The sequence below is a fragment of the Variovorax sp. DXTD-1 genome (assembly GCF_003984625.1).
Classification (GTDB): domain Bacteria; phylum Pseudomonadota; class Gammaproteobacteria; order Burkholderiales; family Burkholderiaceae_C; genus Variovorax.
This window is the reverse complement of sequence record NZ_RWKH01000008.1, coordinates 157,077-182,720: the sequence shown is the minus strand read 5'-3', so window position 1 is coordinate 182,720 and position 25,644 is coordinate 157,077. Positions and strand designations below refer to the sequence as shown.

At 66.4% G+C, this 25,644-nt stretch carries 31 protein-coding genes; 11 read left to right on the top strand and 20 right to left on the bottom strand.

Annotated elements, in window-relative coordinates:
* The first annotated feature begins 108 nt into the window (after positions 1-108).
* Positions 109-1,065: a helix-turn-helix domain-containing GNAT family N-acetyltransferase gene (locus tag EJI00_RS10050; RefSeq protein WP_260590639.1), complete on the top strand. Its 957-nt coding sequence runs from the start codon at positions 109-111 to the stop codon at positions 1,063-1,065.
* On the opposite strand, the gene EJI00_RS10045 is transcribed toward EJI00_RS10050, so the two are convergent.
* From EJI00_RS10045 to EJI00_RS10020, 6 genes are all read right to left on the bottom strand, one after another.
* On the bottom strand, positions 1,052-2,560 hold the full coding sequence (locus EJI00_RS10045; RefSeq protein ID WP_126747315.1) for a tripartite tricarboxylate transporter permease: 1,509 nt from the start codon (positions 2,558-2,560) through the stop codon (positions 1,052-1,054). The genes EJI00_RS10050 and EJI00_RS10045 overlap by 14 nt on opposite strands.
* 15 nt (positions 2,561-2,575) lie before the next feature.
* On the bottom strand, positions 2,576-3,049 hold the full coding sequence (locus EJI00_RS10040) for a tripartite tricarboxylate transporter TctB family protein (protein WP_126747314.1): 474 nt from the start codon (positions 3,047-3,049) through the stop codon (positions 2,576-2,578).
* A gap of 43 nt (positions 3,050-3,092) precedes the next feature.
* On the bottom strand, positions 3,093-4,115 hold the full coding sequence (locus EJI00_RS10035; RefSeq protein WP_126747313.1) for a tripartite tricarboxylate transporter substrate binding protein: 1,023 nt from the start codon (positions 4,113-4,115) through the stop codon (positions 3,093-3,095).
* A gap of 125 nt (positions 4,116-4,240) precedes the next feature.
* Positions 4,241-5,023, bottom strand: coding sequence for a 3-hydroxybutyrate dehydrogenase (locus EJI00_RS10030; protein ID WP_126747312.1), 783 nt, complete (start codon positions 5,021-5,023; stop codon positions 4,241-4,243).
* Between the two features lie 84 nt (positions 5,024-5,107).
* Entirely contained in the window at positions 5,108-6,307 is a 1,200-nt protein-coding gene (locus EJI00_RS10025; RefSeq protein ID WP_126747311.1) for a patatin-like phospholipase family protein, read from the bottom strand.
* A 50-nt stretch (positions 6,308-6,357) separates the two neighbouring features.
* Positions 6,358-6,807, bottom strand: a complete 450-nt coding sequence (locus tag EJI00_RS10020; protein ID WP_126747310.1) for a CHRD domain-containing protein — start codon at positions 6,805-6,807, stop codon at positions 6,358-6,360.
* 124 nt (positions 6,808-6,931) lie between these two features.
* Between EJI00_RS10020 and EJI00_RS10015 the strand changes: the two genes are divergently transcribed.
* Complete coding sequence (locus tag EJI00_RS10015; RefSeq protein ID WP_126747309.1) at positions 6,932-7,483, top strand: DUF924 family protein; 552 nt, start codon at positions 6,932-6,934, stop codon at positions 7,481-7,483.
* On the opposite strand, the gene EJI00_RS10010 is transcribed toward EJI00_RS10015, so the two are convergent.
* On the bottom strand, positions 7,484-8,395 hold the full coding sequence (locus EJI00_RS10010; RefSeq protein ID WP_185868105.1) for a YihY/virulence factor BrkB family protein: 912 nt from the start codon (positions 8,393-8,395) through the stop codon (positions 7,484-7,486).
* Positions 8,396-8,475: 80 nt separating this feature from the next.
* Between EJI00_RS10010 and EJI00_RS10005 the strand changes: the two genes are divergently transcribed.
* The 3 genes from EJI00_RS10005 (at position 8,476) to EJI00_RS09990 (ending at position 10,741) form a co-directional block, all read left to right on the top strand.
* A complete protein-coding gene (locus tag EJI00_RS10005) occupies positions 8,476-9,066 on the top strand; it encodes a chromate transporter (protein ID WP_126747308.1) in 591 nt (196 codons plus the stop codon).
* A gap of 79 nt (positions 9,067-9,145) precedes the next feature.
* Positions 9,146-9,754, top strand: a complete 609-nt coding sequence (locus EJI00_RS09995) for a chromate transporter (RefSeq protein ID WP_126747307.1) — start codon at positions 9,146-9,148, stop codon at positions 9,752-9,754.
* Between the two features lie 27 nt (positions 9,755-9,781).
* On the top strand, positions 9,782-10,741 hold the full coding sequence (locus EJI00_RS09990) for an aldo/keto reductase (RefSeq protein WP_126747306.1): 960 nt from the start codon (positions 9,782-9,784) through the stop codon (positions 10,739-10,741).
* On the opposite strand, the gene EJI00_RS09985 is transcribed toward EJI00_RS09990, so the two are convergent.
* Positions 10,738-11,259, bottom strand: coding sequence for a GNAT family N-acetyltransferase (locus EJI00_RS09985; protein ID WP_126747305.1), 522 nt, complete (start codon positions 11,257-11,259; stop codon positions 10,738-10,740). The genes EJI00_RS09990 and EJI00_RS09985 overlap by 4 nt on opposite strands.
* A 68-nt stretch (positions 11,260-11,327) precedes the next feature.
* Between EJI00_RS09985 and EJI00_RS09980 the strand changes: the two genes are divergently transcribed.
* The 3 genes from EJI00_RS09980 (at position 11,328) to EJI00_RS09975 (ending at position 13,535) form a co-directional block, all read left to right on the top strand.
* The gene (locus tag EJI00_RS09980) at positions 11,328-11,915 is read left to right on the top strand and encodes a helix-turn-helix domain-containing protein (protein ID WP_126747304.1); all 588 of its coding nucleotides are present in this window, start codon (positions 11,328-11,330) and stop codon (positions 11,913-11,915) included.
* 121 nt (positions 11,916-12,036) lie between these two features.
* Complete coding sequence (locus EJI00_RS24995) at positions 12,037-12,207, top strand: SoxR reducing system RseC family protein (protein ID WP_148110631.1); 171 nt, start codon at positions 12,037-12,039, stop codon at positions 12,205-12,207.
* A 116-nt stretch (positions 12,208-12,323) separates the two neighbouring features.
* Positions 12,324-13,535, top strand: a complete 1,212-nt coding sequence (locus EJI00_RS09975; RefSeq protein ID WP_126747303.1) for an NAD(P)/FAD-dependent oxidoreductase — start codon at positions 12,324-12,326, stop codon at positions 13,533-13,535.
* Positions 13,536-13,575: 40 nt separating this feature from the next.
* Here the strand turns inward: EJI00_RS09975 and rlmB are convergent, their stop codons facing one another.
* Genes rlmB through EJI00_RS09960 form a run of 3 tightly spaced genes read right to left on the bottom strand, consistent with a single transcriptional unit; the run spans position 13,576 to position 16,055 of the window.
* Complete coding sequence (gene rlmB / locus EJI00_RS09970; RefSeq protein WP_126747302.1) at positions 13,576-14,322, bottom strand: 23S rRNA (guanosine(2251)-2'-O)-methyltransferase RlmB; 747 nt, start codon at positions 14,320-14,322, stop codon at positions 13,576-13,578.
* A gap of 33 nt (positions 14,323-14,355) precedes the next feature.
* A complete protein-coding gene (locus EJI00_RS09965; RefSeq protein WP_126747301.1) occupies positions 14,356-15,336 on the bottom strand; it encodes a hypothetical protein in 981 nt (326 codons plus the stop codon).
* A complete protein-coding gene (locus EJI00_RS09960) occupies positions 15,333-16,055 on the bottom strand; it encodes an ABC transporter ATP-binding protein (RefSeq protein WP_126747300.1) in 723 nt (240 codons plus the stop codon). The genes EJI00_RS09965 and EJI00_RS09960 overlap by 4 nt, the downstream gene beginning before the upstream one ends.
* On the opposite strand from EJI00_RS09960, the gene EJI00_RS09955 reads away from it, so the two are divergent.
* A complete protein-coding gene (locus EJI00_RS09955) occupies positions 16,054-16,734 on the top strand; it encodes an arylesterase (protein ID WP_185868104.1) in 681 nt (226 codons plus the stop codon). The genes EJI00_RS09960 and EJI00_RS09955 overlap by 2 nt on opposite strands.
* A gap of 76 nt (positions 16,735-16,810) precedes the next feature.
* Here the strand turns inward: EJI00_RS09955 and EJI00_RS09950 are convergent, their stop codons facing one another.
* The 3 genes from EJI00_RS09950 to EJI00_RS09940 are packed head-to-tail and all read right to left on the bottom strand — an operon-like array spanning position 16,811 to position 19,257.
* Positions 16,811-17,014, bottom strand: coding sequence for a hypothetical protein (locus tag EJI00_RS09950; protein ID WP_126747299.1), 204 nt, complete (start codon positions 17,012-17,014; stop codon positions 16,811-16,813).
* Between the two features lie 43 nt (positions 17,015-17,057).
* Complete coding sequence (locus EJI00_RS25070) at positions 17,058-18,047, bottom strand: hypothetical protein (RefSeq protein WP_126747298.1); 990 nt, start codon at positions 18,045-18,047, stop codon at positions 17,058-17,060.
* Positions 18,048-18,063: 16 nt separating this feature from the next.
* The gene (locus EJI00_RS09940; protein WP_126747297.1) at positions 18,064-19,257 is read right to left on the bottom strand and encodes a PLP-dependent transferase; all 1,194 of its coding nucleotides are present in this window, start codon (positions 19,255-19,257) and stop codon (positions 18,064-18,066) included.
* A 52-nt stretch (positions 19,258-19,309) separates the two neighbouring features.
* Here EJI00_RS09940 and EJI00_RS09935 point away from each other — a divergent pair, with 52 nt between their 5' ends.
* Complete coding sequence (locus EJI00_RS09935; RefSeq protein WP_185868103.1) at positions 19,310-20,176, top strand: AraC family transcriptional regulator; 867 nt, start codon at positions 19,310-19,312, stop codon at positions 20,174-20,176.
* Between the two features lie 63 nt (positions 20,177-20,239).
* Complete coding sequence (locus EJI00_RS09930) at positions 20,240-20,692, top strand: VOC family protein (protein WP_126747295.1); 453 nt, start codon at positions 20,240-20,242, stop codon at positions 20,690-20,692.
* Positions 20,693-20,718: 26 nt separating this feature from the next.
* Here EJI00_RS09930 and EJI00_RS09925 read toward each other — a convergent pair whose 3' ends face one another.
* The 6 genes from EJI00_RS09925 to hflC all read right to left on the bottom strand — a co-directional run bounded on the left by EJI00_RS09925 (position 20,719) and on the right by hflC (position 25,644).
* Positions 20,719-21,252: a hemerythrin domain-containing protein gene (locus tag EJI00_RS09925; RefSeq protein WP_126747294.1), complete on the bottom strand. Its 534-nt coding sequence runs from the start codon at positions 21,250-21,252 to the stop codon at positions 20,719-20,721.
* Between the two features lie 178 nt (positions 21,253-21,430).
* Entirely contained in the window at positions 21,431-21,955 is a 525-nt protein-coding gene (locus tag EJI00_RS09920) for a phosphoribosyltransferase (protein WP_126747293.1), read from the bottom strand.
* Positions 21,956-21,973: 18 nt separating this feature from the next.
* The gene (locus EJI00_RS09915; protein WP_126747292.1) at positions 21,974-23,305 is read right to left on the bottom strand and encodes an adenylosuccinate synthase; all 1,332 of its coding nucleotides are present in this window, start codon (positions 23,303-23,305) and stop codon (positions 21,974-21,976) included.
* A gap of 23 nt (positions 23,306-23,328) precedes the next feature.
* Positions 23,329-24,489, bottom strand: a complete 1,161-nt coding sequence (locus EJI00_RS09910) for an ATP phosphoribosyltransferase regulatory subunit (RefSeq protein WP_126747291.1) — start codon at positions 24,487-24,489, stop codon at positions 23,329-23,331.
* A 44-nt stretch (positions 24,490-24,533) separates the two neighbouring features.
* A complete protein-coding gene (locus EJI00_RS09905; RefSeq protein WP_126747290.1) occupies positions 24,534-24,722 on the bottom strand; it encodes a DUF2065 domain-containing protein in 189 nt (62 codons plus the stop codon).
* Positions 24,723-24,741: 19 nt separating this feature from the next.
* Complete coding sequence (hflC, locus tag EJI00_RS09900) at positions 24,742-25,644, bottom strand: protease modulator HflC (protein WP_126747289.1); 903 nt, start codon at positions 25,642-25,644, stop codon at positions 24,742-24,744.

The window sequence follows — 25,644 nt, the reverse complement described above, 5'->3', positions numbered from 1 at the left end:
GCAACCCGCGATTTTAGGGTTTTCCAGCACTTCTGTCGCGTCCGGCCGCTTTGGCGCGACCGGAACAAGGCCTTTAATTGATTGCCAAAGTCAACTATCAATATGACAATGGCAACCATGTCGAGCACCCTGGCCACTCCCGATACCGCCGCCGTCAAGGCGATCCGGCAGTTCAACCGCTTCTATACGAGCCGAATCGGCGTGCTCGATCCGTACCTTGGCAGCGACATGTCGCTGACCGACGTTCGCGTGCTGTACGAATTGGCCCACCGGCAAACGCCCGTGGCAAGCGAAATCGGCCGCGACCTGCGGCTCGACGCCGGCTACCTGAGCCGCATCCTGCGCCGCTTCGAAGCCGAGGGCTGGCTCACGCGCCAGCCCCACGCCCGCGACGCGCGGCAAAGCGTGCTGCGCCTTACCGAAGCGGGCCACGCCGCATTTGCGCCGCTGCAACAAAAGTCGCGAGACGAGGCGGCGGCCCTGCTCTCCCCGTTGCCGCCGCACGACCGCCAGCAGGTGGTCGATGCCATGGCGCGCATCGAGCGCCTGCTCGACCCCGCCGCCGCCCCTGCGGCGCGCACCCGCACCGTCGTGCTGCGCGACCCGTTGCCCGGCGACATGGGCTGGGTGGTGCAGCAGCACGGCGAGTTGTATGCGCGCGAGTACGGCTGGAACAGCGAGTTCGAGGCGCTGGTGGCCGACATCGTGGCCCAGTTCGTCCGCAAGTTTCAGCCGGCATGGGAGAAGTGCTGGATTGCGGAGCTCGACGGCGAGCGCGTCGGCGCGATCTTCGTGGTGCGCAAATCGCCCACCACGGCCCAGTTGCGGCTGCTTCTGCTCGCGCCGTCTGCACGCGGCCTGGGACTGGGCGGCCGGCTTACCGACGAATGCATTGCCTTTGCGAAGGCCAAGGGCTACCGGAAGATGGTGCTCTGGACCAACAGCTGCCTGGAGGCCGCCCGCGCCATCTACGCCAAGCGCGGCTTCAGGCTCGACAAGGCCGAGCCCTACGAAGGCTTCGGCCAGCAGCTGGTCGGCGAGACCTGGTCGCTCAAGCTGCAGTAGACGAAGCCGTTCGCCGGCTTCTGATCCATAGCTTTCGAAGCAAGGGCGCGAGCCACACCAGCACCACCACCACGGCCAGCGAAGCGGCAATGGGCCGCGACACGAAGCCCGCCAGGTTGCCGTCCGACTTGATCATCGAGGTGATGAAGTTCTCCTCGAGCATGCCGCCGAGCACCACGCCGAGGATGGCGGGCGCAATCGGAAAGCCGTTCTCCTCGAGCAGGTAGGCCACGATGCCGGCCGCGAGCATCACGCCCACGTCGAACAGCGAGTTGTTGATGGCGAATGCTCCGACGATGCAGAACAGAAGGATGAGCGGCATCAGCACGTTGCGCGGCACTCGCAAGATGCGCTTGGCCACCTTGATGCACAGGATGCCCAGCGGAACCATGATGATGTTGGCAATGATGAACAGCATGAACACCGCATAGATGTTCTGCGGGTTGGTGGTGAAGAGCGTCGGCCCCGGGTTGAGATTCTTCATGTAGAGCACGCCGATCACGATGGCGGTGATCGAGTCGCCCGGAATGCCGAACACCAGCGCCGGAATCCACGCGCCGGCCAGCGCGCTGTTGTTGGCCGAACCCGATTCGACGATGCCTTCGACATGGCCCGTGCCGAACTTCTCGGGCTCCTTCGAGAATTTCTTGCTCATGGCGTACGACATCCATGCCGCAATGTCGGCGCCAGCACCCGGCAACGCGCCCACCGCCGTTCCCAGCACGCTGCCGCGCAATATCTGCACGGGGTACTTTTTAGCCAGCGCCCACTGGCCCGACAGCACGCGGCCCACCTTCTCGACCACGATCTCGCCCGGCGGCAGCGTATCGACCGCGAAGCGGATCACCTCCGAGACGGCGAACATGCCGATCATCATCGGGATCATGCCGATGCCGCCCGTCATCTCGGCATTGCCGAAGGTAAAGCGCGGAAAGCCCGCCGGGTTGCCGAGCCCCACGCAAGCCACCAGCAGACCGAGCAGCAGCGTGACCATGCCCTTGAGCGGCCGGTCCGACGTAATGAACACCGCGCAGGTCAAGCCCAGCAGCACGAGCCAGAAGTACTCGAACGAACTGAAGTTGAGCGCAAAGTCGGCCAGCGCAGGCGCCGCCACGATGAGCACCACGGTGCCGAAGAGCCCGCCCACGGCGGAGAACACCAGCCCCGCGCCCAGCGCGGTTTCGGCCATGCCCTTGCGCGTCATTGCAAAGGCTTCGTCGGTATAGGCGGCCGATGCGGGCGTGCCCGGAATGCGCAGCAGGCAGCCGGGAATGTCGCCCGAGAAGATGGCCATGGCGGTGGCCGTCACCATGGCCGCAATGGCGGGAATGGGCGGCATGAAAAAAGTGACCGGCACCAGCAGCGCAACCGCCATGGTGGCCGACAACCCCGGTACCGCGCCAACGAACAGGCCATAGAGCGAGGCCAGCACCATCACAAGGAGGGTGTAGGGCTCGAAGACCATCGAGAAAGCCTGCAAGAGTGCTGCCGACATGAGTAGAGGCCCCAATTACCAGGCAATGGGCGTCAGCACGCCCCAGGGAAGAGGAACGCGCAACAGCTTGTAGAACGCGGCATGGATGAGCAGCGAGGCAACCAGCGCAATGAGCACCGCGCGGCCCGCCGGCACGCGCATGGCAAGCATCAGTGCCAGCAGCGAGACAGAGGCGGTCAACAGGAAGCCCAGCCGCTCCGAGGCAAACATGTAGAACAGCACCGCGCCGATGACCAGCGTGGCCGACAGCACGTGGCGCGGCGAAGCGGCCCAGTCGCCGAGCCGCATCCAGGCCACGGCCTGGCACTCGCGCCAGCCCTTGACCAGCAGCATGAAGCCGCAGACGCATAGGCCGATGGCAATCAGCCCCGGGAAAAGCGCCGGCCCGACCTGCTGGCCCGGTATGCCCGGATAGCTGCGCACCACGGCCAGCACCAGCGCGCCGAGCACCAGCAGAATCAAGCCGAAGACCGCGTCGTTGAACTTCATTGCGCCGCCCCCTCGCGGGGCGCGCATGCACGCCGCGCGGCGCTCACTTGACGATACCCACGGCCTTCATGGTTGCGCCGAGCTCGGCGTCGGACTTGGCCATGTAGGCGGCGAAGTCGTCAGGGCCCGCATAGATCACGCCAAAGCCGCGCGAGGCCATGAAGTCGGTGTACTCCTTGCTCGCCACCACTTTCTTGAGCGCGCCCGCGAGCTTGTCGCGCACGTCGGCCGGAAGGCCCTTGGGCGCGACGATGCCGCGCCAGGCCGCCATCGACCAGTCGCTGCCGATGGCCGCCTTGAGCGTGGGCACATTGGGGTACAGCGCCGAAGGCTTGTCGCTCATGATTGCAAGGCTCTTGACCTTGCCGGCGTCGATGAGCGAGCGCGCCTCGGGCAGCGAGACCGGCGCGATGTCGACGCCGCCGGCCACCACGTCCTGCAGCCCCGGCGCGGCGCCGTTGCTCGGCACCCAAGGCACGGCCGCGGGATCGATCTTCTGGTCGCGCAAGAGGCCCGCAATGGCGAGGTGCCAGATGCCGCCCTGACCCGTACCCGAGGCCTTCAGCTTGCCGGGGCTGGCCTTGATGGCCGCCAGCAGTTCGGCCACGGTCTTGTAGGGCGCATCGGCGCGCACCTGGATGCCGGCCGGATCGAGGTTGGCAAGGCCGATGGGGGTGTACGACGTGCTGGTCAGTTGCGTGAGCCCCTGCCAATGCATCATGCCGATTTCGACCGTGGCCATGCCGATGGTGTAGCCGTCGGGCGGCGCGGCGGCAATGGCCGAATGGCCCACCACCCCATTGCCCCCGGTGCGGTTGACCACGGTGAACGGCTGGCCCAGTTCTTTTTCGAGCAGGCTTGCAATGATGCGCGCCGTGGCATCGGTACCGCCGCCCGCTCCCCAGGGAACGATCAGCGTGACCGGGCGGCTCGGATAAGCCTGCGCTGCCGCTGGAGCCGCCGCTGCAAACATGGCGAGCCCGGCCGCAACGCCCGCGGCATGGGCAACGAAGGAGCGGCGCGAAAACACACGGGAGGAACTGACACGGGGCGAACTGACACGCATGGTTGTTGTCTCCTGGCGAAGGTCATTGGTATGACGTTTGAATGGCCATGCGATTTTTCGCACAGTTCACTCGCCGGAGACATTAGGGTGAACCATCGTGTGCCGCGCCCGGCGGCGTCATTTGGTTACTGCATGAACCAGCCGTGGCTCACCACCAGCGATTGCCCGGTCAGCGCATTGGTCGGAAAAGCGGCGAACAGCAGCGCCACCCGGGCGACGTCCTCGGTGGTGGTGAACTCGCCGTCGACCGTCTCCTTGAGCATCACGTTCTTGATGACCTGCTCTTCGGTAATGCCCAGCGTCTTCGCCTGCTCGGGAATCTGCTTTTCGACCAGCGGCGTGCGCACGAAGCCGGGGCAGATCACGTTGGCTCGCACGCCGTGCTTGGCACCCTCTTTTGCAACCGTCTTGGCCAGGCCGATGAGGCCGTGCTTGGCCGTGACGTACGGCGCCTTCAGCAGCGAAGCTTCCTTCGAATGCACCGAGCCCATGTAGATCACGCTGCCGCCACGTCCCTGGGCATACATGTGCTTGAGGCAGGCCTTGGTGGTGAGGAAGGCGCCGTCCAGGTGAATGGCGAGCATCTTCTTCCAGTCGGCAAAGCTGAACTCATCGACCGGGTGCACGATCTGCACGCCGGCATTGCTGATGAGAATGTCGATGCCGCCGAAGGCCTTGGCCGCTTCTTCGACCGAAGCGTTGACCTGCTCTTCGCTGGTCACGTCCACCGCCACGCCGATGGCCTGTGCGCCCGTAGCCTTGAGCTCGGCAGCCGCCGCGTCGGCCGCTTGCTTGTTGAGGTCGGCAATGACGACCTTGGCGCCTTCGCGCGCAAACAGAACGGCAATCTCCTTGCCGATGCCGCTGGCCGAACCTGTGATGTAGGCGACCTTGTCCTTGAGTTGCATGGTGAACGTCCTTGAGGTTGAAAGAAGAAAAAGAAAGAAAACAGAACTGCAGGATTCAGGCGAGCACGCGAGCGGCGCCTTGCATCAGCGGGAGAGCCCGGGCCGCTTGATGCGCCCCACCCCTGGCTCGCCAAGGTCGAAGGTGGTCACGCCGTTCACCGTGGCGTCGCTGCGCAGCGTTTCGGGGTGCGCCAGCGTTCGCCGCATGTCGCGCGCGCCGGCTTCCCAATGTTCTTCGACGGCGGCGCGCGAGAACTCGTAGTCCTTCGATTCGGCCTCGTAGGGCTTGTCCCGGTAGATCAGGTGAAAGATGTCGATCGGGTGGTGCGTGAGCTCGGCCTGCACCGCAAGCACCGAGGGGTCGTTGCGCAGGTTCGCGGGCAGCTTGGAGATGAGGTCCGCAATGGCCTGCTGCAGGTTCAGGTTGGCGGCCAGTGCATCGGTGTTCATGCGGGTGCGGCTCGAATAGGTGATGTCCTTCTGCCGCTCCAGCACGCCCGACAGCGTGCGCGGCATTTCGCCGCGTGCATTGAAAAGGTCGACCTGCAGCACCACCAGCGGCTCCGAGCGCGGATGAATGTCGAGCACGTATTGCAGCGGCGTGTTCGAGACGATGCCGCCGTCCCAGTAGTCGTCGCCGTCGATCGTTACCGGCGCAAAGCCCGGCGGCAGCGCGCCGCTGGCCATGATGTGCTCGGGCCCGATGCGCTGGCGCGTGTTGTCGAAGTACACCGAGTTTCCGGTGCGCACGTCGACCGCGCCCACGCTGAAGCGCGCCTCGCACGCGTTGATGCGGTCGAAGTCGATCAGGCGTTCGAGCGTGAGCTTGAGCGGTGTGGTGTCGTAGTAGCTCAGGAGCGGTGCCGCGGCCCCCATCAACAATGCGGGCGAATAGCGCGGCTCGAAGAAACCTGGAATGCCGACCAGCATCGCCATGGAGGCGCTCCACTGGTTCTGCGCGGCGCGGTCGCCCAGCCATGAAGGCAGGCGCTGCGCCGGCCCGGAAGACACCAGGTGCCAGAACTCCCGCAGCCGGTCGACCCGCTTTTCGGGTGCGTTGCCCGCGATGAGCGCGGCGTTGATGGCGCCGATCGAGACGCCGGCAATCCAGTGCGGCTGCAGGTCGGTCTCGCTGAGTGCGGCATAAACGCCGGCCTGGTAGGCGCCGAGGGCACCTCCGCCCTGCAGCACCAGCGCCTTGCGCGCGGAGCGCATGTCTTCGCGGGGCGCTGCGAACGGGCTCGGGGTCTTCTTGCTTGCCGTGCGGGGCTTCTTCGTCGTCATATGGTGTCATTTGACACCAGCCCCGCGACTGCAAGCTGACCGCGCCCTCCTTACATCTTGGGCAGCATCTGTCCCCGGATCTCACCGGCCGGATTGGCCGCGGTGTGGATGTTGGCGTACCACTTGCCTGCGAGCAGGTCGGCGGCCTGTGCCGGCGTGAGCGTGGCCTGGCCCTCGATCGGGCTCTCCGTCCTGGCAAAGGGCAGCACCACGCCGGCATTGGCACCCGCTGCCGCGGGCCCGTGGAAGTGGCCGGCGGTGGCCGGGCCGCTGAGGCCGCTGTAGGTGATCTTGTATTTCAGGACGTTCGTGTCCCTGTTGAGCCAGGCTTCCGCCAGGCCGCTGCCGCGCGTCATGTTGGGCGGCACTTCGCTGGCGGCGTTCATGGTGCCGCTGAAGCTCGCGACGTTCGACTTCGACATCATCCCGCAGCCGGCCAGCGCAGCGCTGGCCACGCCGGCGATGAGGGTTGCGCGCAAAAGGGTGCCATATCGGTTCATGAGCTTTATCTCCTGGGTTATGAAACCGCTTCAGCATAGGCAGCCCCGGCGCGTGCCGATGTCGGCCACCACCGCGACTTTCAGGGCCCCGGCGCGGCGCCCCAGGCTGAAAGAGAATGCGGCGATGAACCTTGCCAACCTTCCCACCGCCCGTGACGTGGTCGACTTCTGGCGCAGCGCCGGACCCGACCGATGGTTTGCCAAGAACGATGCCTTCGATGCGGAGTTCGGCGGGCGCTTTCTCGCTGCGCACGAAGCCGCAGCTCTCGGCCAACTCGACCATTGGGCGAACGACGCCGAGGGCGCGCTCGCGCTGATGGTGCTGCTCGACCAGTTCCCGCGCAACACCTGGCGCGGCAACGCGCGCATGCTTGCGACCGACGCCAAGGCGTTGGCCGTGGCCCGCAAGGCAATCGAGGCGGGCCTCGACCTGAAGGTGGACGAAGCGCTGCGGCGCTTTTTCTACCTGCCCTTCATGCACTCCGAATCGCTGGCCGACCAGGAGCGTTCGGTCGAGCTCAACGCGGCGCTCGATGCCAATACACAGCGCTTTGCGGTATTGCACCGCGACATCATTGCGCGCTTCGGCCGCTTTCCGCACCGCAACAAGCTGCTCGGGCGCACCAGCAGCGCCGAGGAACAGCGCTTCCTGGACGAAGGCGGCTTTGCCGGCTAGCTATGGCAGCGGCTCCGAACGGGTGGGCGATGGATTCGCACCGGCGCTGTCCCTCGCGTTCTTGAGCGAGCCATAAGTCTTGGCATACACCCAGGTGAACTCGGCGCCCAGAAGAAAGATCTGCGCCGAGTAGTACACCCACACCAGCACCACCACCAGCGAGCCCGCGGCACCATAGCCGGAGGCCACGCTGCTCTTGCCGATGTACAGGCCGATGAGATGCTTGCCCACGGTGAAGAGCAGCGCCGTGACCGCGGCGCCCACCCACACGTCGCGCCATTGCACCTTGGCCCGCGGCATGATCTTGTAGATCATCGCGAAGATCACCGTCACCATTGCAAAGCTGAAGGCGAAGTTCACCGCTTGCGCCAGCGTCGCCCAGGCGCCGAACACCGGCGACCACCACTTGCTGAGCGCGGCAAGCGCCGCGCTGGCCACCAAAGACACCATGAGCAGGAAGCCGATGCCCATGATCATGCTGAACGACAGCAGCCGCACGCGCAGCAAGTTGAAGAGTCCTTTGTTCTTCGCACGGGCCGGTGCGCGCCAGATGCGGTCGAGCGCGTCCTGCAGTTCGCCGAAGACGGTGGTCGCGCCAATCACCAGCAGGCCGATGCCGGCCACCGTGGCCACGATGCCTTCGGCCGGCTTGTTGACCGCCTGCAGCATGCTCTGCACCGCGGCCGCGCCCTGCTCGCCCATGAGGCCCGAAAGCTGCAGGAAGATTTCGCCTCGCGCGGCCTCCTGCCCGAACACCAGGCCCGCCACGGCAATCACGATCAGCAGCAGCGGCGCAATCGAGAACACCGTGTAGTAGGCCAGCGCGGCGCCCATGCTCGGGGCATAGTCGTTCGACCATGAGGCCAGGGCCTCCTTGCACAATTCGAAAAGCGCGCGCATTTGCATGAGCATGAAGTCTCCCTTTGAATGACACAGGGCATGTCAGCCCGGTGCCCGGCGTGTTGCAGGTAGGGCTACGATAATCGCTCCACATGCATCCGTCTCCCTCAGGCGCGGCGGCGCCATCCGCCCCTCCGCAACCGAAGTCGCCACGCGACCTTTTTGTTTCATTCACCTGGCTTGCGCTGCAGGGATTCGGCGGCGTGCTGGCCATCGTGCAGCGCGAAATGGTCGAGAAAAAGCGCTGGCTCACGCCCGAGCAGTTTCTGGAGGACTGGGCCGTGGCCCAGGTGATGCCGGGCCCGAACGTGGTCAACCTTGCGCTGATGATCGGCGACCGCTATTTCGGACTGCGCGGTGCCATCGCCGCCGTGGCTGGCATGCTCGCAATACCGCTCGTCGTCATCCTGATGCTGGCCGTGCTGTACGCGCACTACGCCGGCAACCCGCAGGTGGCGGGCGCGCTGCGCGGCATGGGCGCGGTGTCGGGCGGGCTGATTGCCGCCACCGGCATCAAGCTGATTCCGCAGCTGCGCAAGCATCCGCTGGGCTTTGCCGCCTGCCTGGTTTTCGTGGCGCTGGTGTTCGTCGCCATCGCGGTACTGAAGATTCCGCTCGGCTGGGTGCTGCTGGCGGTGGGCGGCGTGGCCTGCGCATGGACCTGGCGGAGGATTGCGCCATGAGCACCGCCGGGCGGCCCCAAGGTGCGAGCGCCCCCTCGGGGGGCAGCGAGGACACGCCAGTGCCGAGCGTGGGGGCCACATGAGCCCTGTCACGATCGTCATGCAGTGGCACGACTGGCTTGCGCTCTTCGGCCAGTACCTGCTGCTGTCGCTGCTGTCGATCAGCGGCGCCATCACCACGGTGCCCGACATGCACCGCTACCTTGTTGCGCAGCACGGCTGGCTCACCGAAGCGCAGTTCAGCTCGTCGGTGGCCATTGCACAGGCCGCGCCGGGGCCCAACGTGCTCTTCGTCGCACTCATGGGCTGGAACATCGGCCTGAACGCGGGCGGCGGCATCGGCGCCGGGCCGGGCGCCTGGATGCTCGGCTTTCTCGGGCTTTCGATCACCATGGTCGGCATCATGCTGCCGAGCACCACCCTCACCTACCTTGCCACCCGCTGGGGCCACCGCAACCGCGACAAGCGCGGCGTGCGAGCGTTCAAGCAGGGCATGGCGCCGGTGGTGGTGGGCCTGCTGATTGCCACCGGCTGGGTGCTCGCCGCAGGCAACCATTCGGGCGATGCGCCGGCCTGGCACCTGTGGCTGCTGAGCGCTGCGGCAACCCTTGTCGTGTGGCGCACACGCATTCATTTGCTGTGGCTGCTCGGCGCGGGCGCGCTGCTCGGCGCCATCGGTTTTGTCTGATCCTCGCTCTTTTTAGGGAAGAAATTCATGTCGCAACTTCGCTCGCTGGGCCGCTCGGGCCTCCTGGTTTCACCGCTCGCCTTCGGCGGCAACGTGTTCGGCTGGACGGCGGACGAAGCCACCTCGTTCCGCCTGCTCGACGCCTGGCTCGATGCGGGCTTCAACTTCATCGACACGGCCGACGTCTATTCGAGCTGGGTGCCGGGCCATACCGGCGGCGAGTCCGAAACCATCATCGGCAAGTGGCTCAAGCAGAGCGGCAAGCGCAACCGCGTGGTGCTGGCCACCAAGGTCGGCAAGCCCATGGGTGAAGGCAAGTCGGGCCTGTCGCCTACGTACATCCGCGAAGCAGTGGAGGCTTCGCTCAAGCGCCTTCAGACGGACTTCATCGACCTGTACCAGGCGCACGACGACGATACCGCCACGCCGCTGGAGGATTCGCTGGGCGCTTTCGACGAGCTCATCAAGGCCGGCAAGGTGCGCGCTATCGGCGCCTCGAACTACAGCGCGCCGCGGCTGGCTGAAGCGCTCGACATATCCGAGCGGCTGGGCATTGCACGCTACGAAAGCCTGCAGCCGCTCTACAACCTGTACGACCGCGCGGCGTTCGAGGACGAACTGGAACCGCTGTGCGTGAAGCGCGAGGTGGGCGTCATCAACTTCTATGCGCTGGCGGCCGGTTTCCTGACCGGCAAGTACCGCACCGAGGCCGACGCCTCCAAGAGCGCGCGCGGCGCCAACACCACCAAGAAGTACCTGAACCCGCGCGGGCTGCGCATTCTCGAGGCGCTGGACAAGGTGGCCCAGCAGTACAACGCCAAACCGGGCCAGGTCGCTATCGCATGGCAGATCGCACGGCCTTCGGTCACGGCGCCCATTGCCAGCGCAACCTCGATTGCACAGCTGGAAGAACTGGTCGTGGCCACCCAGCTCAAGCTCGATGCCGGCACCATCCAGATGCTGGACCGCGCCAGCGAAGAAAGCTAGCCGTCGACCGGATTCAGCGGCGTCGAAAGAATCCGCTGATAAAAGGCCACGTCGAGCCAGCGGCCGAACTTGAACCCGGCCTGCCGAACCGTGCCGGCATGTTCGAAGCCCAGCCGTTCGTGCAGGCCGATGCTGCCGGCGTTCGCCGCATCGATGGCGCCGACCATCACATGCACGTCGCGTGCCGCCGCCTCGGCAATGATCGCCTCCATGAGCGCGCGGCCGAGCCCAACGCCGCGGTGCCCGGCCTCGACATACACCGAGTGCTCCACCGTGTACTTGTAGGCCGGAAAGGCCCGAAACGCGCCGTAGCTCGCAAAGCCCAGCAGCTTGCCGCTCTCGTCTTCAGCGCCGATCACCGGAAAACCGTTGGCGCGCTTGGTCGCAAACCACGCGACCATGCTCTCGGGCGTCCGCGGCTTGTAGTCGTACAGCGCGGTCGAACTGACGATGGCTTCGTTGAGGATGGCGAGGATCGCGCCCGCGTGGGCTTCTTCGGTGCAGGTAATCAGGCGCATGTGGGTTCCTTTCGACTGGCGGCGACATGTGGGACAGCTTGTCTAATATAGGAGAATAATAGTCTCATATGAGAAACAATTCTCCTCCGTCCGATGAACCCGCCGGCATCGACTCGCTCATTGCCAGCCGGCTTCTTGCGCTGCGCCAAGCCAAGGGGCTGAGCCTTGCGGAACTGGCCGGGCTTTCGGGCGTCAGCAAGGCGATGATCTCGAAAGTCGAGCGTGCGGAAAGCAGCCCGACCGCCGTGTTGCTGGGCCGGCTTGCCGCCGGACTGGGCGTGCCGCTTGCCCAGCTACTGACCGAAGACAAGGGCTCGCCGCACCGGCGGCGCGCGCGGGCGGAGCAGGAGGTATGGCGCGACCCCGAGGCCGGCTATTTGCGCCGGCAAATTGCCGAGCGCGGTGCGAACGGCGGCGTGGAGATGGTGGAGATCGAGTTGCCGCGCTCGGCGCAGGTCGGCTATCCGCGATGGAGCGGCAAGCCGTATCGCCAGTGCCTGTGGATGCTCGAGGGCGCGCTGCGGGTGGACTATGGCGACGAGCGTTTCGAACTGGCCGAGGGCGATTGCCTGGATTTTGGCGTCGACCGGCCCCTGGTCTTCAAGGCGCTTGGCCGCGCTGGCTGCCGCTATCTGCTGGTTGCATCGCCGCCGTAAGCGGTGCCGGCCCGGCCCAGAAGTAGTAGGCAAGTTCCCACAGCGACTGGCGACGAAGGCCTGTGCCGGCCCCGGCTCCGGCCGAGATACTGCAAGGCATCACAGTTTCGGGGAAACAAGCATGTCCTTTGTGCTCTACATGATCGGTTTTCTGATTTTCCTGGGTGGCCTCGCATGGGGCGCCTCGGTCGCCGGCGTGCCTACGCTCTACATCGGCATTGGCGCGCTGATCATCCTGGGCATCGGCATCTTCAGCGCGGTGGGACGCACGCGCAGCAAGGATCCTTCCTGAGCTCGATGCGGGCTGCCGCTCACTTCACACAGGCTTCACGCCGCGCGCACAGGGCGTAGCTAACTTCGCGTGCACACCGCAGGTCGCGGTGTGCATCGCCACAGGTTAGCTTGCCCATGTCTGCTTTCAGTTCCTTTGCCCGTCTCGACGGCGCCTCTTTTCCCCTTTCTGCCACTGCTGCTCCGCTGATGGTCGCCGAACAGGTCTCGACCGTTCAGGTCGACCTGCTCGTGGTCGGCGCCAGCTTTGCCGGCCTGGCCTGCGCCCGCGCCGCGGCGCTGGCCGGGCTCAGCGTGCTGGTGCTGGAGAAAAAGTCCAGCGCCGGCGCCAAGCTGCACACCACCGGCATCATCGTGAAGGATGCGGTCGATACGGTGCCGTGGCTTGCGGAAGTGCCGCCCGCGCTGGTACGCCGCATCGAGGGCGTGCGGCTTTATTCACCCGACATGCGCCACGTGGACCTGCATGCGCCGGGCTACTGGTTCTGGGCCACCGATGCGCCCGCGCTGCTCGACTGGATGGTCGACTCGGCCCGGGCCAGCGGCGTGGAGGTGCGTCTTGGCGCGCTGTTCGAACAGGCGCTGTGGATGAACGACCGCTGGGAGATTCCGCTGGCCCACGGCCCTGGCCAGGGCATCTGCATTTCAGCCCGCTACATCGTGGGGGCCGACGGGCCGCACTCGCGCGTTGCCAAGGCACTCGGCCTGTCGCGGAACACGCGTTTTCTCTACGGCGTCGAACACGAATACCAAGGTGCGAGCATGGCGCCGGGTTTTCTCCATTGCTTCGTCGACCGCCGTCTGGCGCCGGGCTATATCGGATGGGCGCTCGACGGGGTCGGCGTGAGCCAGATCGGGCTTGCGCGCCGCATGGGCATGCAGGACGCGGCGGCGCTCCGGCTCGATCCGCTGCTGCAAAAGATCGCCTCGGTCGTGTCGCCCGGCGACGCGCCACCCGTGGCAATTCGTGCCGGGATGATCCCCTGCGGCGGCGTGTTGACCGTGGTCTCGCGCGAGCGCGCGCTGCTGGTGGGCGACGCGGCCGGCATGGTGTCTCCGGTGACGGCGGGCGGCATTCACACGGCGCTGCAGCACGGGGGACGTGCCGGCGAAGCCATCGCGCAGTTTGTTCGCGGCAAGGCGCAAGACCCGGCCGGCTGGTTCGTGCGCAGCTATCCGCGTTTTCGGCTCAAGCGCGCGATGCGCTGGGCTTTCGATCATTTCCAGAGCGACTGGATGCTCAACCGCCTGCTGGGTACGCCGCAGCTGCGGCGAGTGGCGGAGCTGGTGTACTTTCACCGGAAGGCCCGCCCATTGGGCAGGAACTAGCGATCACGCCAGCAGGCCAGGCCGGCGCGAGCAATCGACCTCAGGTGCTGCGCTGCCGCATCGCCTCGTACAGGCACACACCGCTGGCCACCGAGACGTTCAAGCTTTCGACCGCGCCGGCCATCGGAATGCTCACGAGCTCGTCGCAGGTCTTGCGGGTGAGCTGGCGCATGCCCTCGCCTTCGGCGCCGAGCACCAGTGCCAGCGGCCGCCTGAAGTCGCTCTGGTAGATGGTGCCGGGCGCATCGTCGCTGGTGCCGACGCACCAGATGTTGCGTTCCTTGAGTTCATTGAGCGTGCGCGCCAGGTTGGTCACCATGAAGTACGGCACGGTTTCGGCGGCGCCGCTCGCCACCTTGGCCACAGTGGCGTTGATGCCCGCCGCATGGTCCTTGGGCGCAATGACCGCATGCGCCCCGGCGCCGTCGGCCACGCGCAGGCAGGCGCCCAGGTTGTGGGGGTCGGTCACCCCGTCGAGCACCAGCAGAAGGGGCACGGTGCCGGCTTCTTCAAGGCCCTCGAGCAGTTCGTCGAGCGAGCGGACCTGCGCGATGGGTTCGACCCGCGCCACCACGCCCTGGTGGCCGTGGCTGCCGCTGAGCTTGGCAAGGCGCAGGCCGTCCGCCTCGACCAGCCGCACACCGGCTTCCTGCGCGCGCGCAACGAACTGTTTCATGCGCGCATCGCGCCGGCTGGTGTCGAACATCACTTCGAGCACCGATTTCGGCGCGGTCTTGATGCGCACGCCCACGGCATGGAAGCCGAAGATCACTTTAGGGGAAGACATCCCCCGATTATCGAGGGCGGCGCGACCTGCTCTTCAGGCAATCGGCAATCCGCTGTGTGCCCGGGCTTTTTCGTCGTGCAGTTCCTGCACGGCCAGCGCGTTCGGATGCACCCGGGCGCTGTTGCCGGCGCTTTCCAGGTACTGGCAGGCGGCATGGCTTTCGGCCGCCTTTTCATAGCGCGCCACCCAGGCGTCGCGCACCGGCAGCTTCTCGGGCGACACGGGCCAGACGCCCGGCTGCGGCCGCATGTGTTCACCGATGCCGATGCGCCAGGGCTTGGCGCTCAACCGGGCGCGAAAGCAGTTCTGGTTGCGGCACATGCGCGCATAGGTCTTGTCGACCCCCAGCGCCTCGAAGCATTCCGCCACCGCCGGGTCGGCCGGGCTGAAGACGTCGTGCATCGCCAGCACGCGAAAGCCGGCCGGGGTGCGGTAAAGGCGCAGGTGCCAGTCCGGGTTTTGATGCACGAAGCGCCCGATGCGCTCGGCCGCGCGCTTTTCGGGCGAGGGGTTGCTGCTGGCCTCGCCGCGCTTCTTGGCCACGCCTATGCGGTAGGCAACGATGAAGACCACTAGAGCCGCAATCAGGCCGCCCAGCCAGGTCTTGGCGGCCCATCCGCCAACAACGCCCGCGATCAGCGCAGGGGCCAGCGCAAAGCCGAACACGCTGCCTCGCAGCGGCTCGTCGAAGTCGATGTCCACGAACAGCACATCGGGCGTGTTGAGGCAGCGTGCGCCGTAGCTGTTGCGCGTGATGACGGTGTCGCCCTGCCGCTCGACGATTTCCTCGCGAATGGGCATGCCGTGGGCGCCGTTGTAGGCCAGCTTGCGCTCGCGGCGGTCGAGTTGCTCGCCACGGGCGATGCGCTCGAAGGCTTCCTGCGTGCGCTGGTCGGCATGCGCCTGCGCGGCAATCGGGCTGTCGTCGGACCAGCCGTAGCGCCGCACGGTGATCTGCTTGCCCGCGACCCGCTCCTGAATTCGGCCTTCGGCCCAGAACTGCGGAACGATCATGCCTCGAGCGAGGCTACCAGCACAGGCTTGGACTCGTTGAGCGCCATGCGCCCGGCTTCGATGGTGATGCGGCGCTCGCACTGGGCCGCAATGCCGCGGTCGTGGGTAACGAGCACGAGGGTGGTGCCGAGTTCGCGGTTCAGGTCGAACATCAGCCGCATCACCTGCTCGCCCGTTGCGAAGTCAAGGCTGCCGGTGGGCTCGTCGGCCAGCAGCAGGGCTGGCTGGACCACAAACGCCCTCGCGAGTGCGACGCGCTGCTGTTCGCCGCCCGAGAGCACCTTGGGATAGTGGCCGAGCCGCTGCCCGAGTCCGACCCGTCCGAGCATCTCGGTGGCGGCCTTGCGCGCGTCCTTGCGGCCGGCCAGCTCCAGCGGCAGCATCACGTTTTCGAGTGCGCTCAGGTTGCCGAGCAGCTGGAAGCTCTGGAAGACGAAACCCACGCGCTGGGCCCTGAGAGCGGCGCGTGCGTCTTCGTCAATGGCAAAGATGTCGTCGCCCGCGAGCTTGACGGTGCCGCGCGTGGGCGTGTCCAGCCCTGCGATGATCGACAGCAAGGTACTCTTGCCGGAGCCCGAAGCCCCCACGATGGCGGCGGTTTCCCGCGCGCCCAGGGTGAAATCGATGTCCTGCAGAATGTCCAGCGTACCGGTCGAGTCTGTAACGGACTTGAACACGTGCTCGACGGCGACAATGGCTTCAGACGGGAGTTGGGACATGGAAAGGCTTTTCGTTTTGAATCGACGTGACTTTATCTTGACCGCCGCCGCTTCCGGCATTGCAGGGGCATCGGCAACGGCACACGCCCAGACCGCACAGGCTGCGGCACCGCGCAAACCGGTGATTCTGGTGCTCGGCGATTCGCTGAGCGCCGAATACGGCCTGAAGCGCGGTGAAGGCTGGGTGCCCCTGCTTGAGAAGCGGCTTGCCGAGCAAAAGATCCCGGCCACGGTGGTCAACGCCAGCATCAGCGGCGACACCAGCTCGGGTGGGCGCGCCCGTTTTGCGTCGTTGCTGGCGCAGCACAAGCCCAGCCACGTGGTGGTGGAGCTTGGCGCCAACGACGCCCTGCGCGGCCTGCCGCTCCAGAACACCGAGGAAAACCTGCTGCAGATCACCAAGGCAGCGCAGGCGGCCGGAGCCAAGGTGCTGATCGTCGGCATCCAGGTGCCGCCCAACTACGGCGGCGACTACACGCGGCGCTTCGAGGCGGTGTTCGGCAAGGTGGCCAGCGCCACCAAGGCGGCGCTGGTGCCCTTTCTTCTCAAGGGCGTGGCCGATGCGCCCGATGCGCTTGCGCTCTTCCAGGCCGACCGCATTCATCCCACGGCCGCGGCGCAGCCCCGGTTGCTGGAGAACGTGTGGCCGGAACTGCGCAAGCTGCTCGCCGCCAAGTAGGCCCGGCACACACAAAAAAGCCGCTGCAGGCCTTAGGGCTTGCAGCGGCTTTTTTTCGAAAGCGTCGATCGGTGAATCAACCGTTCTTGGTCGGCAGCTCGGGCACCGTCGGCGGGTCGCGTTCGAGCGAGGCCACGTCGGTTTCCGGGTCGCCGGGGGCGAGTCCTTCGCTGCTTGGAGAGAGCTTGCGATTGGCCTTCTCGCGGAGCTTCTCTTCCTTTTTCTTCTTCTTGGCCAGCTCCTTCTGGCGCTTTTCGTAGCCGTAATTTGGTGTTGCCACTGCTTCTCCTTGAGGCGAGACAGTCACGGTGACTGTGCGTAGCCTACTGTAAGCGATAACGGTGCAGTCTCAAGGCACGGGGCCGGCGGGTGTTTCGAACTCGAACACACCTTGCAAACCTGGATAGCGCTGGTCCATGAACCAGCCCATGGCACCGGCGCCGACCAGCATCGCCAGGACAAGGACCGCAATCATCCAGCCGACCTGTTCGCCCAGCGGCCAGAACAGAAACACGGCCAGCACCGGCAGCAGCGCGGCAAGGGTCGAAAGCCACATCCACCGCCTTGGCGCCAGCATGGGCTCCCAGGTTTGGGGATCGATACCGGCGTCGATGAACACCTCGGCGGCAAAGCGAAGGCGCGGCCGGGGCTGGGGCTGGGTGGCGAGCCTCAGCAGCAGCGCACGCAGGAGCGCGGCGCGAGCGCAGCACGCGCGGAGCGTCCATGGTCAGCGCCAAGGGCAGCCTCACATCCATGGTTTCACCACCGCCCGCGGCCCGCTGGAAGACAAGCCGCTTGACGATCGCATCGCTCGAAGTGAATTCGGTTTTCACATCCTGCAGGCCGGTGCGCACGCGGCAGACCTCGCGCCAGGCCAGCGCCTGCGGCGACGCCGGATGGCCCCAGCGCATGCCGTCGGCGTCGATCCGGATCGAGCCCTGGCCCACATGCGCAAACTGCCGCAGCAGATACCAGAGCCCGCCGCCCAGCCCGGCGAGAAGCCCGAGCACGGCCAGCGCGACGACCCCCTCGTTGCCGTGCAGGTTCGACCAGTCGTCCTGCAGCACCACCGCGGCGCCAAAGGAGAGCGCCATCAGCGCTAAAAGCGCCGCCAGCCCGCCCAGCAGGAGCCGCGTGGCGACAAGGTCCGGCACACCCTCCACCGCTCCATCACGCGCGAGCGCTTCCAGCACGTGCGCGGGAACCTCGAGCACGCGCGGCGCGGCGACATGGCTATCGGCCGCGCGTGCCGGTGCCATGCCGCGGGCGGCGGGCGCGGCGATGGATGGGCTCTTGCGTTGCTTTCTTGCCATGGGGCGTGGGCAAGGCCTACATCTGCAGCAGCGCCTGCTGCAGGTCCGCGCGCAGGTCTTCCACGTCCTCCAGGCCGATCGAGAAGCGCACGAGCGTGCCCTTGTGCGGCCAGGGCGCCACGTTGGCATCGCGCATCAGGCCGATGTCGTAGGGCACCACCAGGCTGACCGGGCCGCCCCATGAGTAGCCGAGACGGAACAGGTTCAGGCTGTCGCAGAAGCGGTCGACCTGTTCGGTGCTGTAGCTCGCGTCGAACACGACTGAGAACAGGCCCGCGGCCAGGTCGGTTTCGCCGCAAAGGGCGCGCCAGTTTTCATGGCCCGGCGATTCTTCCAGCGCCGGATGGAGCACCTGGGCAATCTCTTCGCGGCCGCTGAGCCAGCGTGCCAGTTCGCGCGCGGTGCGGTCATGGGCGGCATAGCGCAGCCCGATGCTGGGCAGCGAGCGCAACAGCGTCTCCACATCGCCCACGCCCACGCCGAAGCCCATCCGCATGTGGGTGAGCTTGAGCGCGCGGTGCAGCCGCTCGTCGCGGGTGATGACGCTGCCCATCAGCACGTCGCCGCCGCCGCTCGGGTATTTGGTGAGCGCATGCACCGAGATGTCCACGCCCTGCCCGCTGCTGTTGAAATCGAAGGGAGCGAAGGCCAGGCCCGCGCCCCAGGTGTTGTCCAGCGCCGTGACCACGCCGCGGGCGCGGCAGACGTCCACCAGCGCCGGCAGGTCGGGAAACTCCATCGTCACCGAGCCCGCCGCCTCGACCCACACGAGCCGCGTACGGTCCGAGAGCTTGGCCTGCAGGTCGGCCGGGTTCATCGCGTCGTACATGCGGTGCGTGATACCGAAATTGGCCAGCTCTCCGGTGGCCAGCGCCTTGTTGGGGCCGTAGGCGTTATCGGGAATCAGCACCTCGTCGCCGCTCTTCAGGAAAGCGAAGGCGACCAGCGAGATGGCGGCAAGCCCGCTCGGCACCAGCAGGCATCCGGTGCCGCCTTCGAGCGTGGCGAGGCGTTCCTCCAGCGTGAAGGTGGTCGGCGTGCCGTGCAGGCCATAGGTGTAGCCGGCCTTGGTCTTCCAGTCGCGTGCGCGCATGGCGGCCACGTCGGCGAAGAACACGGTCGAGGCCTTGTAGATGCCCGGCTGCGGCGCGGCGAAGTTGGCGGGCGGCTTGTAGGGATGGTGAATCAGGGTCGTGGAGGGCTTGCTCATGGGTGAATGCTAGCGCGACCGGGCTGCCGCGGCTTCCGCTCACAATGCGCTGATGCAGCTGACGCGGCCCCCTCCTCCCCATCTGCAGCCCTTCGTGAAGCTGCTGTGGGCCTCTGCGCCTGAAGGCGTGCCGACCGAACGGCTGGGCGCGCGCGAACACGTGCTGCCTACGGGCGGCATGCACGTGGTGTTCCGCCTGTCGGGTCCGCCGCTGAAGCTATTCGGTAGCGCCGACGACACGCGCGGCCAGACCTGCGGTTACGCCATCGTCGGTGGCGCACGCGCCGCCTCGTACATGCGCGACGTGTCGGTGGCCACGCGCTCCGTCGGCGCGCAGCTTCAGCCCGGCGCAGCCCGAGCCTTGCTCGGCGCGCCGGAAGACGCATTGGCCAGCCAGCACACGCCGCTCGATGCGTTGTGGGGCGCACGGCAGACCGATGCCGCGCTCGCGCAGGTTCATGCCGCGGGCGACCTCGACAGACAGCTGGCAGTCTTCGAAGCCTTGCTCGCGCAGCGTGCTATCGAGTCGCTCGGCACCGGCTTGCGGGGCCTGCACTCGGCCATCGCTGCAACTCTCGGACCGCTGGCCTGTGGGAGCCCTTCGATCGAGGGACTGGTAACTCGCAGCGGGTACAGCCACCGCCGCTTCATCGCGCTCTTTCGCGGCGCCATCGGCCTCAGCCCCAAGGAATACGCACGCGTGATGCGTTTCAATCGTGCGCTGACGCTGGCGGGCGACCCCTCGCAAAGCTGGGCCGAGATTGCACTCACCGCCGGCTACAGCGACCAGGCGCACCTGAGCCGCGAATTCTCAGCGCTGGCGGGCATGTCGCCGCAGGCGTGGCGGCGGGCGGGGGCCGCGTCGCCGCGGCATGTTCCGGCGGGCACGACAACAGGTCAAATTCGTTCAAGACGCTAGCGGTGCGGCGGCCCAGAATCGGCGCCACGACAACTGCGTTCCCCCTCTCGAAAGGCAACCACCATGGCCATCCATGAACTGTTCCCGTATCTCTGCGTCGACAACGCGGGCGCCGCCATCGACTTCTACTGCAAGGTCTTCGAGGTCAAGGAAATCTTCCGGCTGACCGAGCCGAGCGGCCGCATCGGGCATGCGGAACTCGACTTCCACAACGGCGCGATCCTGATGCTTTCAGACGAGTTCGCCGAATACAACATCCACAGCGCCAGGACGCTCGGGGGCACCGCGGTCACGCTGCATCTGCACGTGGACGACGCCGATGCCGTGGTGGCGCGCGCCGTGGCGGCCGGCGCCACCCTCGACATGGCGCCGCAGGACCAGTTCTACGGCGAGCGATCGGGCGTGTTCCGCGATCCGTTCGGGCATCGCTGGAACGTGGGCCACAGCATCGAGAAGCTGACGCCCGAAGAGATGCAGCGGCGCTATACCGCGATGTTCGACTCCGGCGGCGAGTAGGCACCGGTCGCGGGCCTCCTCGCGGCTTACCCGCGCACCGGTAAGCGCCGATACTTGCGCTTTCTCGCTGCGCCCACCTCCTTCGAGATGGACGAGACCACGGTCGCCCACTCCTCGGCCGTGAGCAGCAGCGCGGTTTGCGAATGCAGGAGCGTGTCTTCCTTGTCCAGATGCGTGGACATGAACTGCCGGTGCTGCCGTAACAGGGCCCCGGCCTGTCCGGCCGCATCCGGGTCGCCGGACCGGGCCCGCTCGAGCAGCAGCTTCGCCTGCGAGATGAGGCCATTGCAGCACTCGCTCTCGGCATCGAGCTGCTCAAGGAGCTCGTCGGCTTCGCGCGACCTGCCGCGCAACATGTTCAGCATCACAACGCCTTTGGGGCGATGCGTGTTTTCTTCGAAGGCCCGAAGCCGCTCGATGATCTCGATGGCGGACGTTGCGCGTTGCCGAACGCTCGCCTCGCCCCCTGCCTTCATCGCCTCGCGGAGGCAATCCAGCAATTCCCGGGTGCGAACGTGCTCGGCGCGCAAGATGGCCCACGCGCATTCCGCTGCCAACATGCCTGACTCCTTTGGAGCCGCTGACTGCCCCGAAACTGCCTGTGAACTTCAAGCCTTAACGCTATCGTTCTACATCGCTGCATCGGGTACTGCAAGCCATGGCGACGCACACGCGCAGTGCGCCTACATGCGCGCGCGCCCGGGCTGTTGATGAGTCGCCGTCCGGGGCGAGATCAGGTCAGACCGACCACTTCTCGAGCAGCTTTTCAGGCCCGAGCGAGTCGTAGCCTTCGAAGGGCTGGTGGATCCACGGGTTGGTTGCAAGGTACTCGACCGAGTAGTCAGGCGTGAAGGTCGACAGCGCCTTGGTCCAGAGCACGGCGCTGCGCAGTTCGGTAATCGGTGCGTAGTTGTTGCGCAGCATGTCCATCACCGCGTGCAGCGTGTGGCCCGAATCGGCGAGATCGTCGACCAGCAGCACCCTGCCTGCGATCTCGCCCTTGGGCGTGGTGATGTAGCGGGCAATGTCGAGGTGGCCCTGTACCGTGCCGGCGTCGGCGCGATATGAGCTGGTCGACATGATGGCGAGCGGCTTGCTGAAGATGCGCGAGAGCACGTCGCCGGGGCGCATGCCGCCGCGCGCGAGGCAAAGAATGGTGTCGAACTCCCAGCCCGACTGGTGCACCTTGATCGCTAGCTTCTCGATCAGGTTGTGGTACTCGTCGTAGCTGACGTAGAGATGTTTGCCGTCTTCGGTCAACATGGTCTGGTTCGTTCCTGTTCAGTCGGCGAGATAAGGATGGCGCATCATGATCGTGTGATCGCGATCGGGGCTGGTCGACACCATGTGGATCGGCACACCCGTGATCTGCTCGATGCGCTGCAGGTAGAGCCGCGCATTGACGGGCAGCTTGTCGTACTGCGTGACGCCGACGGTGCTTTCGCTCCAGCCTTCGAGGGTTTCGTAGATGGGCGTGCAGCGTTCGATCTCGTCCGCACCCATCGGCAGGATGTCGGTGGTCTCGCCGTCGAGTTCGTAGCCCGTGCACAGCTCGAGCTTTTCGAGCCCGTCCAGCACGTCGAGCTTGGTGATGCACAGGCCCGACAGGCCGTTGACCTGCGCCGAGCGCTTGAGCAGCGCGGCGTCGAACCAGCCGCAGCGGCGGCTGCGGCCGGTGGTCACGCCCTTTTCGGCGCCCACGGTGCTCATGTGATAGCCGGGGGTTCCGGGCGTCGCCCAGTCGAGCTCGGTCGGGAACGGACCGCCGCCCACGCGCGTGCAGTAGGCCTTGGTGATGCCCAGGATGTAGTGCAGCATGCCCGGGCCCACGCCCGAACCCGCGGCGGCATTGCCGGCCACGCAATTGCTCGAAGTGACGTACGGGTAGGTGCCGTGGTCGACGTCGAGCAGCGTGCCCTGTGCGCCTTCGAACAGCAGGTTGGCGCCGGCCTTGTGCGCATCGTTCAGCTCGCGCGACACGTCGGCCATCATCGGCTTGAGCAGCACGGCGTGGCGCATGGCCTCGTCGAACACCAGGTCGAAGTCGATGGCGGGCGCGCCGAGCACCTGGGTCAGCACATGGTTGTGCAGGTCGAGCAGCACGCGCAGCTTGGTTGCAAAGCGATCGGGGTGCTTCAGGTCTTGCACGCGCAGCGCACGGCGGGCAATCTTGTCTTCGTAGGCCGGGCCGATGCCGCGGCCGGTGGTGCCGATCTTCTCGACGCCGCCCTTTTCGCGGTAGGTCTCGCGTGCGATGTCGAGTGCGGCGTGGAACGGCAGGATCAGCGGGCAGGCCTCGCTGATGCGCAGGCGCGAACGCACTTCAACGCCGGCCTTCTCCAGCCCTTCGATTTCCTCGAAAAGCTTGGCCGCCGACAGCACCACGCCGTTGCCGATGTAGCACTTGACGCCCGGCCGCATGATGCCGCTGGGGATCAGGTGCAACGCCGTTTTCACACCGTTGATGACCAGCGTGTGGCCCGCGTTGTGGCCGCCCTGGAAGCGGACCACGCCCTGGGCGCTTTCCGTCAGCCAGTCGACCAGCTTGCCTTTGCCTTCGTCGCCCCATTGGGTACCGACGACGACCACGTTTCTTCCGGTGGTTACGCTCATGCTCGTTCCATTACTTCAAAAATTCAGATGGCTCGGACTTGCCACTGCCCTGCTTGCTCGACGAGCTCGCGGTCGCAATGGAATTCATCGATTTCGCTGCCGTGGCCGGGCAGCACGCAGACCACGGTCTCGCCGGCCTTGCGCAGCCCGGCAATGGCCTGGCGCAGGCCGGCCGCATCGCTCCAGGGCGCGCGGATGGCGGCGCGCAGCGGCCGGGCCGGCAGCACGCCGACCAGTTCGCGCACGTCGAGGCTGAAGCCGACTGCGGGGCGGTTGCGGCCGAACACGGCACCGACTTCGTCGTAGCGGCCGCCGCGCACCAGCGCATCGGCCGCGCCCGGCACATAGATGCCGAAGCGCATGCCGCTGTAGTAGGCATAGCCGCGCAGGTCGGCCAGGTCGAAGCTGATCTGCCGCCCCGAATCGCCCTGCAGGCTGTCGGCAAGCTGCTTCAGCCCGGCGAGCGCCGCGCTCACGGCGGGGGTGCCCTTGAGGGCCTTGGCAGCCTCGTCGAGCACCGAGGCATCGCCGTACAGCTGGACCAGGGCGCGCAAGCCGTCGCGAGATGGCGCCGGGAAGTTGCGCGTGAGCGCATGCAACTCGCTTGCATCCTTGGCCACCAGCGCCGCGTGCACGCGCGCCAGCACCGAGGCATCGACCGGCACGCCGGCAAACAGCGCCCGCACGATGCGTGCGTCCGCCAGGTCGACGATCAGGCCATTGCCGATGCCGGCCGCCTGAAGGCAGTCGAGTGCCAGCAGCAGGGTTTCGGTGTCGGCTTCGAGCCCGGCATGGCCGTAGATTTCGGCGCCGAACTGCAGCGGCTCGCGCGTGGCGTGCGGCCGATCGGGGCGGGTGTGCAGCACCGGGCCGCAGTAGCACAGGCGGGCCACGCCTTCGCGGTTCAGCAAGTGGGCGTCGATGCGCGCCACCTGGGGGGTGGTGTCGGCGCGCAAGCCCATGCTGCGGCCGGAGAGCTGGTCGACGAGCTTGAAGGTTTGGAGGTCGAGCGCCTCGCCGGTGCCCGACAGCAACGACTCGAGGTGCTCGAGCAGCGGCGGCATCACCAGCTCGTAGCCATAGCCACGGGCGGTATCGAGCAGCTGGCGTCGAAGTTCTTCGATGTGGCGCGCCTCGGAAGGCAGCACATCGGCAATGTGATCCGGGAGGACCCAGGCGGACATGGGGATCGGGGGCGTGGTTAAACCGGGATTCTACCGGGACCGAGCTACCCCAAAACCCAAAGGAGGAGCAAACCCAGCAAGATGCTGCAAAGTCCGAAGAAACGCAGCTGTCCGTCGCGCAGCTGCATCAGCTGGCCGAAGCCGCGCCGCCACCCGCCCGGCGAGACGAAAGGCAGGATGCCTTCGATCACCAGTACGAGCGCCAGCGCGCTCCAGAAGATCTCGGCGCTCACGACGAAGCCGGCCGCCGGATCAGCGGCGCGGCGCGTTGCCTGCTGGCGTGCCGGCGCTCTGCATGGCGCGGAAGAAGTCGGACGACGGGTCGAGCACCATCACGTCGCTCTTCTTGTTGAAGCTCTGCTTGTAGGCTTCGAGGCTGCGGTAGAACTGCGCGAATTGCGCATCGCGGCCAAAGGCCTCGCTGTAGGCGGCGGCAGCCTGGGCATCGCCCTCGCCCTTGATCTTCTGGGCGTCGCGATAGGCGTTGGCCACGATCACTTCGCGCTGGCGGTCGGCGTCGGCGCGGATCTTTTCGCCTTCGGCAAAACCGGTCGAACGCAGCTCGTTGGCAACGCGCTTGCGCTCGGCCTCCATGCGGCGGTAGACCGATTCTGTGATCGCTTCCACGTAGTCGACACGCGTGATGCGCACGTCGATCACGTCCACGCCCCAGGGCTTGGCGCCCTTCACCACGGCCAGCACTTCGCGCTGCACGTCGGCCATGAGGGCTTCGCGGCGCACGGAGATCAGGTCACGCACGGTGCGCTTGTTGATGTTTTCCTGGAAGGCGTTGCGAACCACGCGATTGAGCTGCGTGGCGCCCGCGCTCTCGTCGAGGCCGACGTTGCGGATGTAGGCCTGCGGATCGGTGATGCGCCAGCGCACATACCAGTCGATCACCACGCGCTGCTTCTCGGCCGTGAGCATGGGCTCGGTGTCGAGGCTGGAAAGCGTGAGCAGGCGCTTGTCGATGTACGAGACATTCTGCAGCGGCGGCGGCAGCTTGAAATGCAGGCCCGGCTCGGTAATGACCTGCTTGATCTGCCCCAGGGCGTACACCACGCCGAACTGGCGCTGGTCGACCACGAAGAGGGTCGAGCTCAGCAGCACCAGCAGCACGAGGATCGACGAGGCGATGAATCCGATTCTGTTCAT

Excerpts from the sequence above, each read along its gene's own strand:
- EJI00_RS10010 (WP_185868105.1), bottom strand. The coding sequence starts at position 8,395 with ATGCTCATGCAAATGCGCGCGCTTTTCGAATTGTGCAAGGAGGCCCTG.
- EJI00_RS09935 (WP_185868103.1), top strand. The coding sequence starts at position 19,310 with ATGCAGCTGACGCGGCCCCCTCCTCCCCATCTGCAGCCCTTCGTGAAG.
- EJI00_RS10015 (WP_126747309.1), top strand. The coding sequence starts at position 6,932 with ATGAACCTTGCCAACCTTCCCACCGCCCGTGACGTGGTCGACTTCTGG.
- EJI00_RS09915 (WP_126747292.1), bottom strand. The coding sequence starts at position 23,305 with ATGAGCGTAACCACCGGAAGAAACGTGGTCGTCGTCGGTACCCAATGG.
- EJI00_RS09990 (WP_126747306.1), top strand. The coding sequence starts at position 9,782 with ATGTCGCAACTTCGCTCGCTGGGCCGCTCGGGCCTCCTGGTTTCACCG.
- EJI00_RS09980 (WP_126747304.1), top strand. The coding sequence starts at position 11,328 with ATGAGAAACAATTCTCCTCCGTCCGATGAACCCGCCGGCATCGACTCG.
- EJI00_RS09995 (WP_126747307.1), top strand. The coding sequence starts at position 9,146 with ATGAGCCCTGTCACGATCGTCATGCAGTGGCACGACTGGCTTGCGCTC.
- EJI00_RS09910 (WP_126747291.1), bottom strand. The coding sequence starts at position 24,489 with ATGTCCGCCTGGGTCCTCCCGGATCACATTGCCGATGTGCTGCCTTCC.
- EJI00_RS10035 (WP_126747313.1), bottom strand. The coding sequence starts at position 4,115 with ATGCGTGTCAGTTCGCCCCGTGTCAGTTCCTCCCGTGTGTTTTCGCGC.
- EJI00_RS09965 (WP_126747301.1), bottom strand. The coding sequence starts at position 15,336 with ATGATCGTTCCGCAGTTCTGGGCCGAAGGCCGAATTCAGGAGCGGGTC.
- EJI00_RS25070 (WP_126747298.1), bottom strand. The coding sequence starts at position 18,047 with ATGGCAAGAAAGCAACGCAAGAGCCCATCCATCGCCGCGCCCGCCGCC.
- EJI00_RS10025 (WP_126747311.1), bottom strand. The coding sequence starts at position 6,307 with ATGACGACGAAGAAGCCCCGCACGGCAAGCAAGAAGACCCCGAGCCCG.
- EJI00_RS09960 (WP_126747300.1), bottom strand. The coding sequence starts at position 16,055 with ATGTCCCAACTCCCGTCTGAAGCCATTGTCGCCGTCGAGCACGTGTTC.
- EJI00_RS24995 (WP_148110631.1), top strand. The coding sequence starts at position 12,037 with ATGTCCTTTGTGCTCTACATGATCGGTTTTCTGATTTTCCTGGGTGGC.
- EJI00_RS10050 (WP_260590639.1), top strand. The coding sequence starts at position 109 with ATGGCAACCATGTCGAGCACCCTGGCCACTCCCGATACCGCCGCCGTC.
- EJI00_RS09955 (WP_185868104.1), top strand. The coding sequence starts at position 16,054 with ATGGAAAGGCTTTTCGTTTTGAATCGACGTGACTTTATCTTGACCGCC.
- EJI00_RS10030 (WP_126747312.1), bottom strand. The coding sequence starts at position 5,023 with ATGCAACTCAAGGACAAGGTCGCCTACATCACAGGTTCGGCCAGCGGC.
- EJI00_RS10005 (WP_126747308.1), top strand. The coding sequence starts at position 8,476 with ATGCATCCGTCTCCCTCAGGCGCGGCGGCGCCATCCGCCCCTCCGCAA.
- EJI00_RS10045 (WP_126747315.1), bottom strand. The coding sequence starts at position 2,560 with ATGTCGGCAGCACTCTTGCAGGCTTTCTCGATGGTCTTCGAGCCCTAC.
- EJI00_RS10020 (WP_126747310.1), bottom strand. The coding sequence starts at position 6,807 with ATGAACCGATATGGCACCCTTTTGCGCGCAACCCTCATCGCCGGCGTG.
- EJI00_RS09975 (WP_126747303.1), top strand. The coding sequence starts at position 12,324 with ATGTCTGCTTTCAGTTCCTTTGCCCGTCTCGACGGCGCCTCTTTTCCC.
- EJI00_RS09985 (WP_126747305.1), bottom strand. The coding sequence starts at position 11,259 with ATGCGCCTGATTACCTGCACCGAAGAAGCCCACGCGGGCGCGATCCTC.
- EJI00_RS09925 (WP_126747294.1), bottom strand. The coding sequence starts at position 21,252 with ATGTTGGCAGCGGAATGCGCGTGGGCCATCTTGCGCGCCGAGCACGTT.
- EJI00_RS09940 (WP_126747297.1), bottom strand. The coding sequence starts at position 19,257 with ATGAGCAAGCCCTCCACGACCCTGATTCACCATCCCTACAAGCCGCCC.
- EJI00_RS10040 (WP_126747314.1), bottom strand. The coding sequence starts at position 3,049 with ATGAAGTTCAACGACGCGGTCTTCGGCTTGATTCTGCTGGTGCTCGGC.
- rlmB (WP_126747302.1), bottom strand. The coding sequence starts at position 14,322 with ATGTCTTCCCCTAAAGTGATCTTCGGCTTCCATGCCGTGGGCGTGCGC.
- hflC (WP_126747289.1), bottom strand. The coding sequence starts at position 25,644 with ATGAACAGAATCGGATTCATCGCCTCGTCGATCCTCGTGCTGCTGGTG.
- EJI00_RS09930 (WP_126747295.1), top strand. The coding sequence starts at position 20,240 with ATGGCCATCCATGAACTGTTCCCGTATCTCTGCGTCGACAACGCGGGC.
- EJI00_RS09920 (WP_126747293.1), bottom strand. The coding sequence starts at position 21,955 with ATGTTGACCGAAGACGGCAAACATCTCTACGTCAGCTACGACGAGTAC.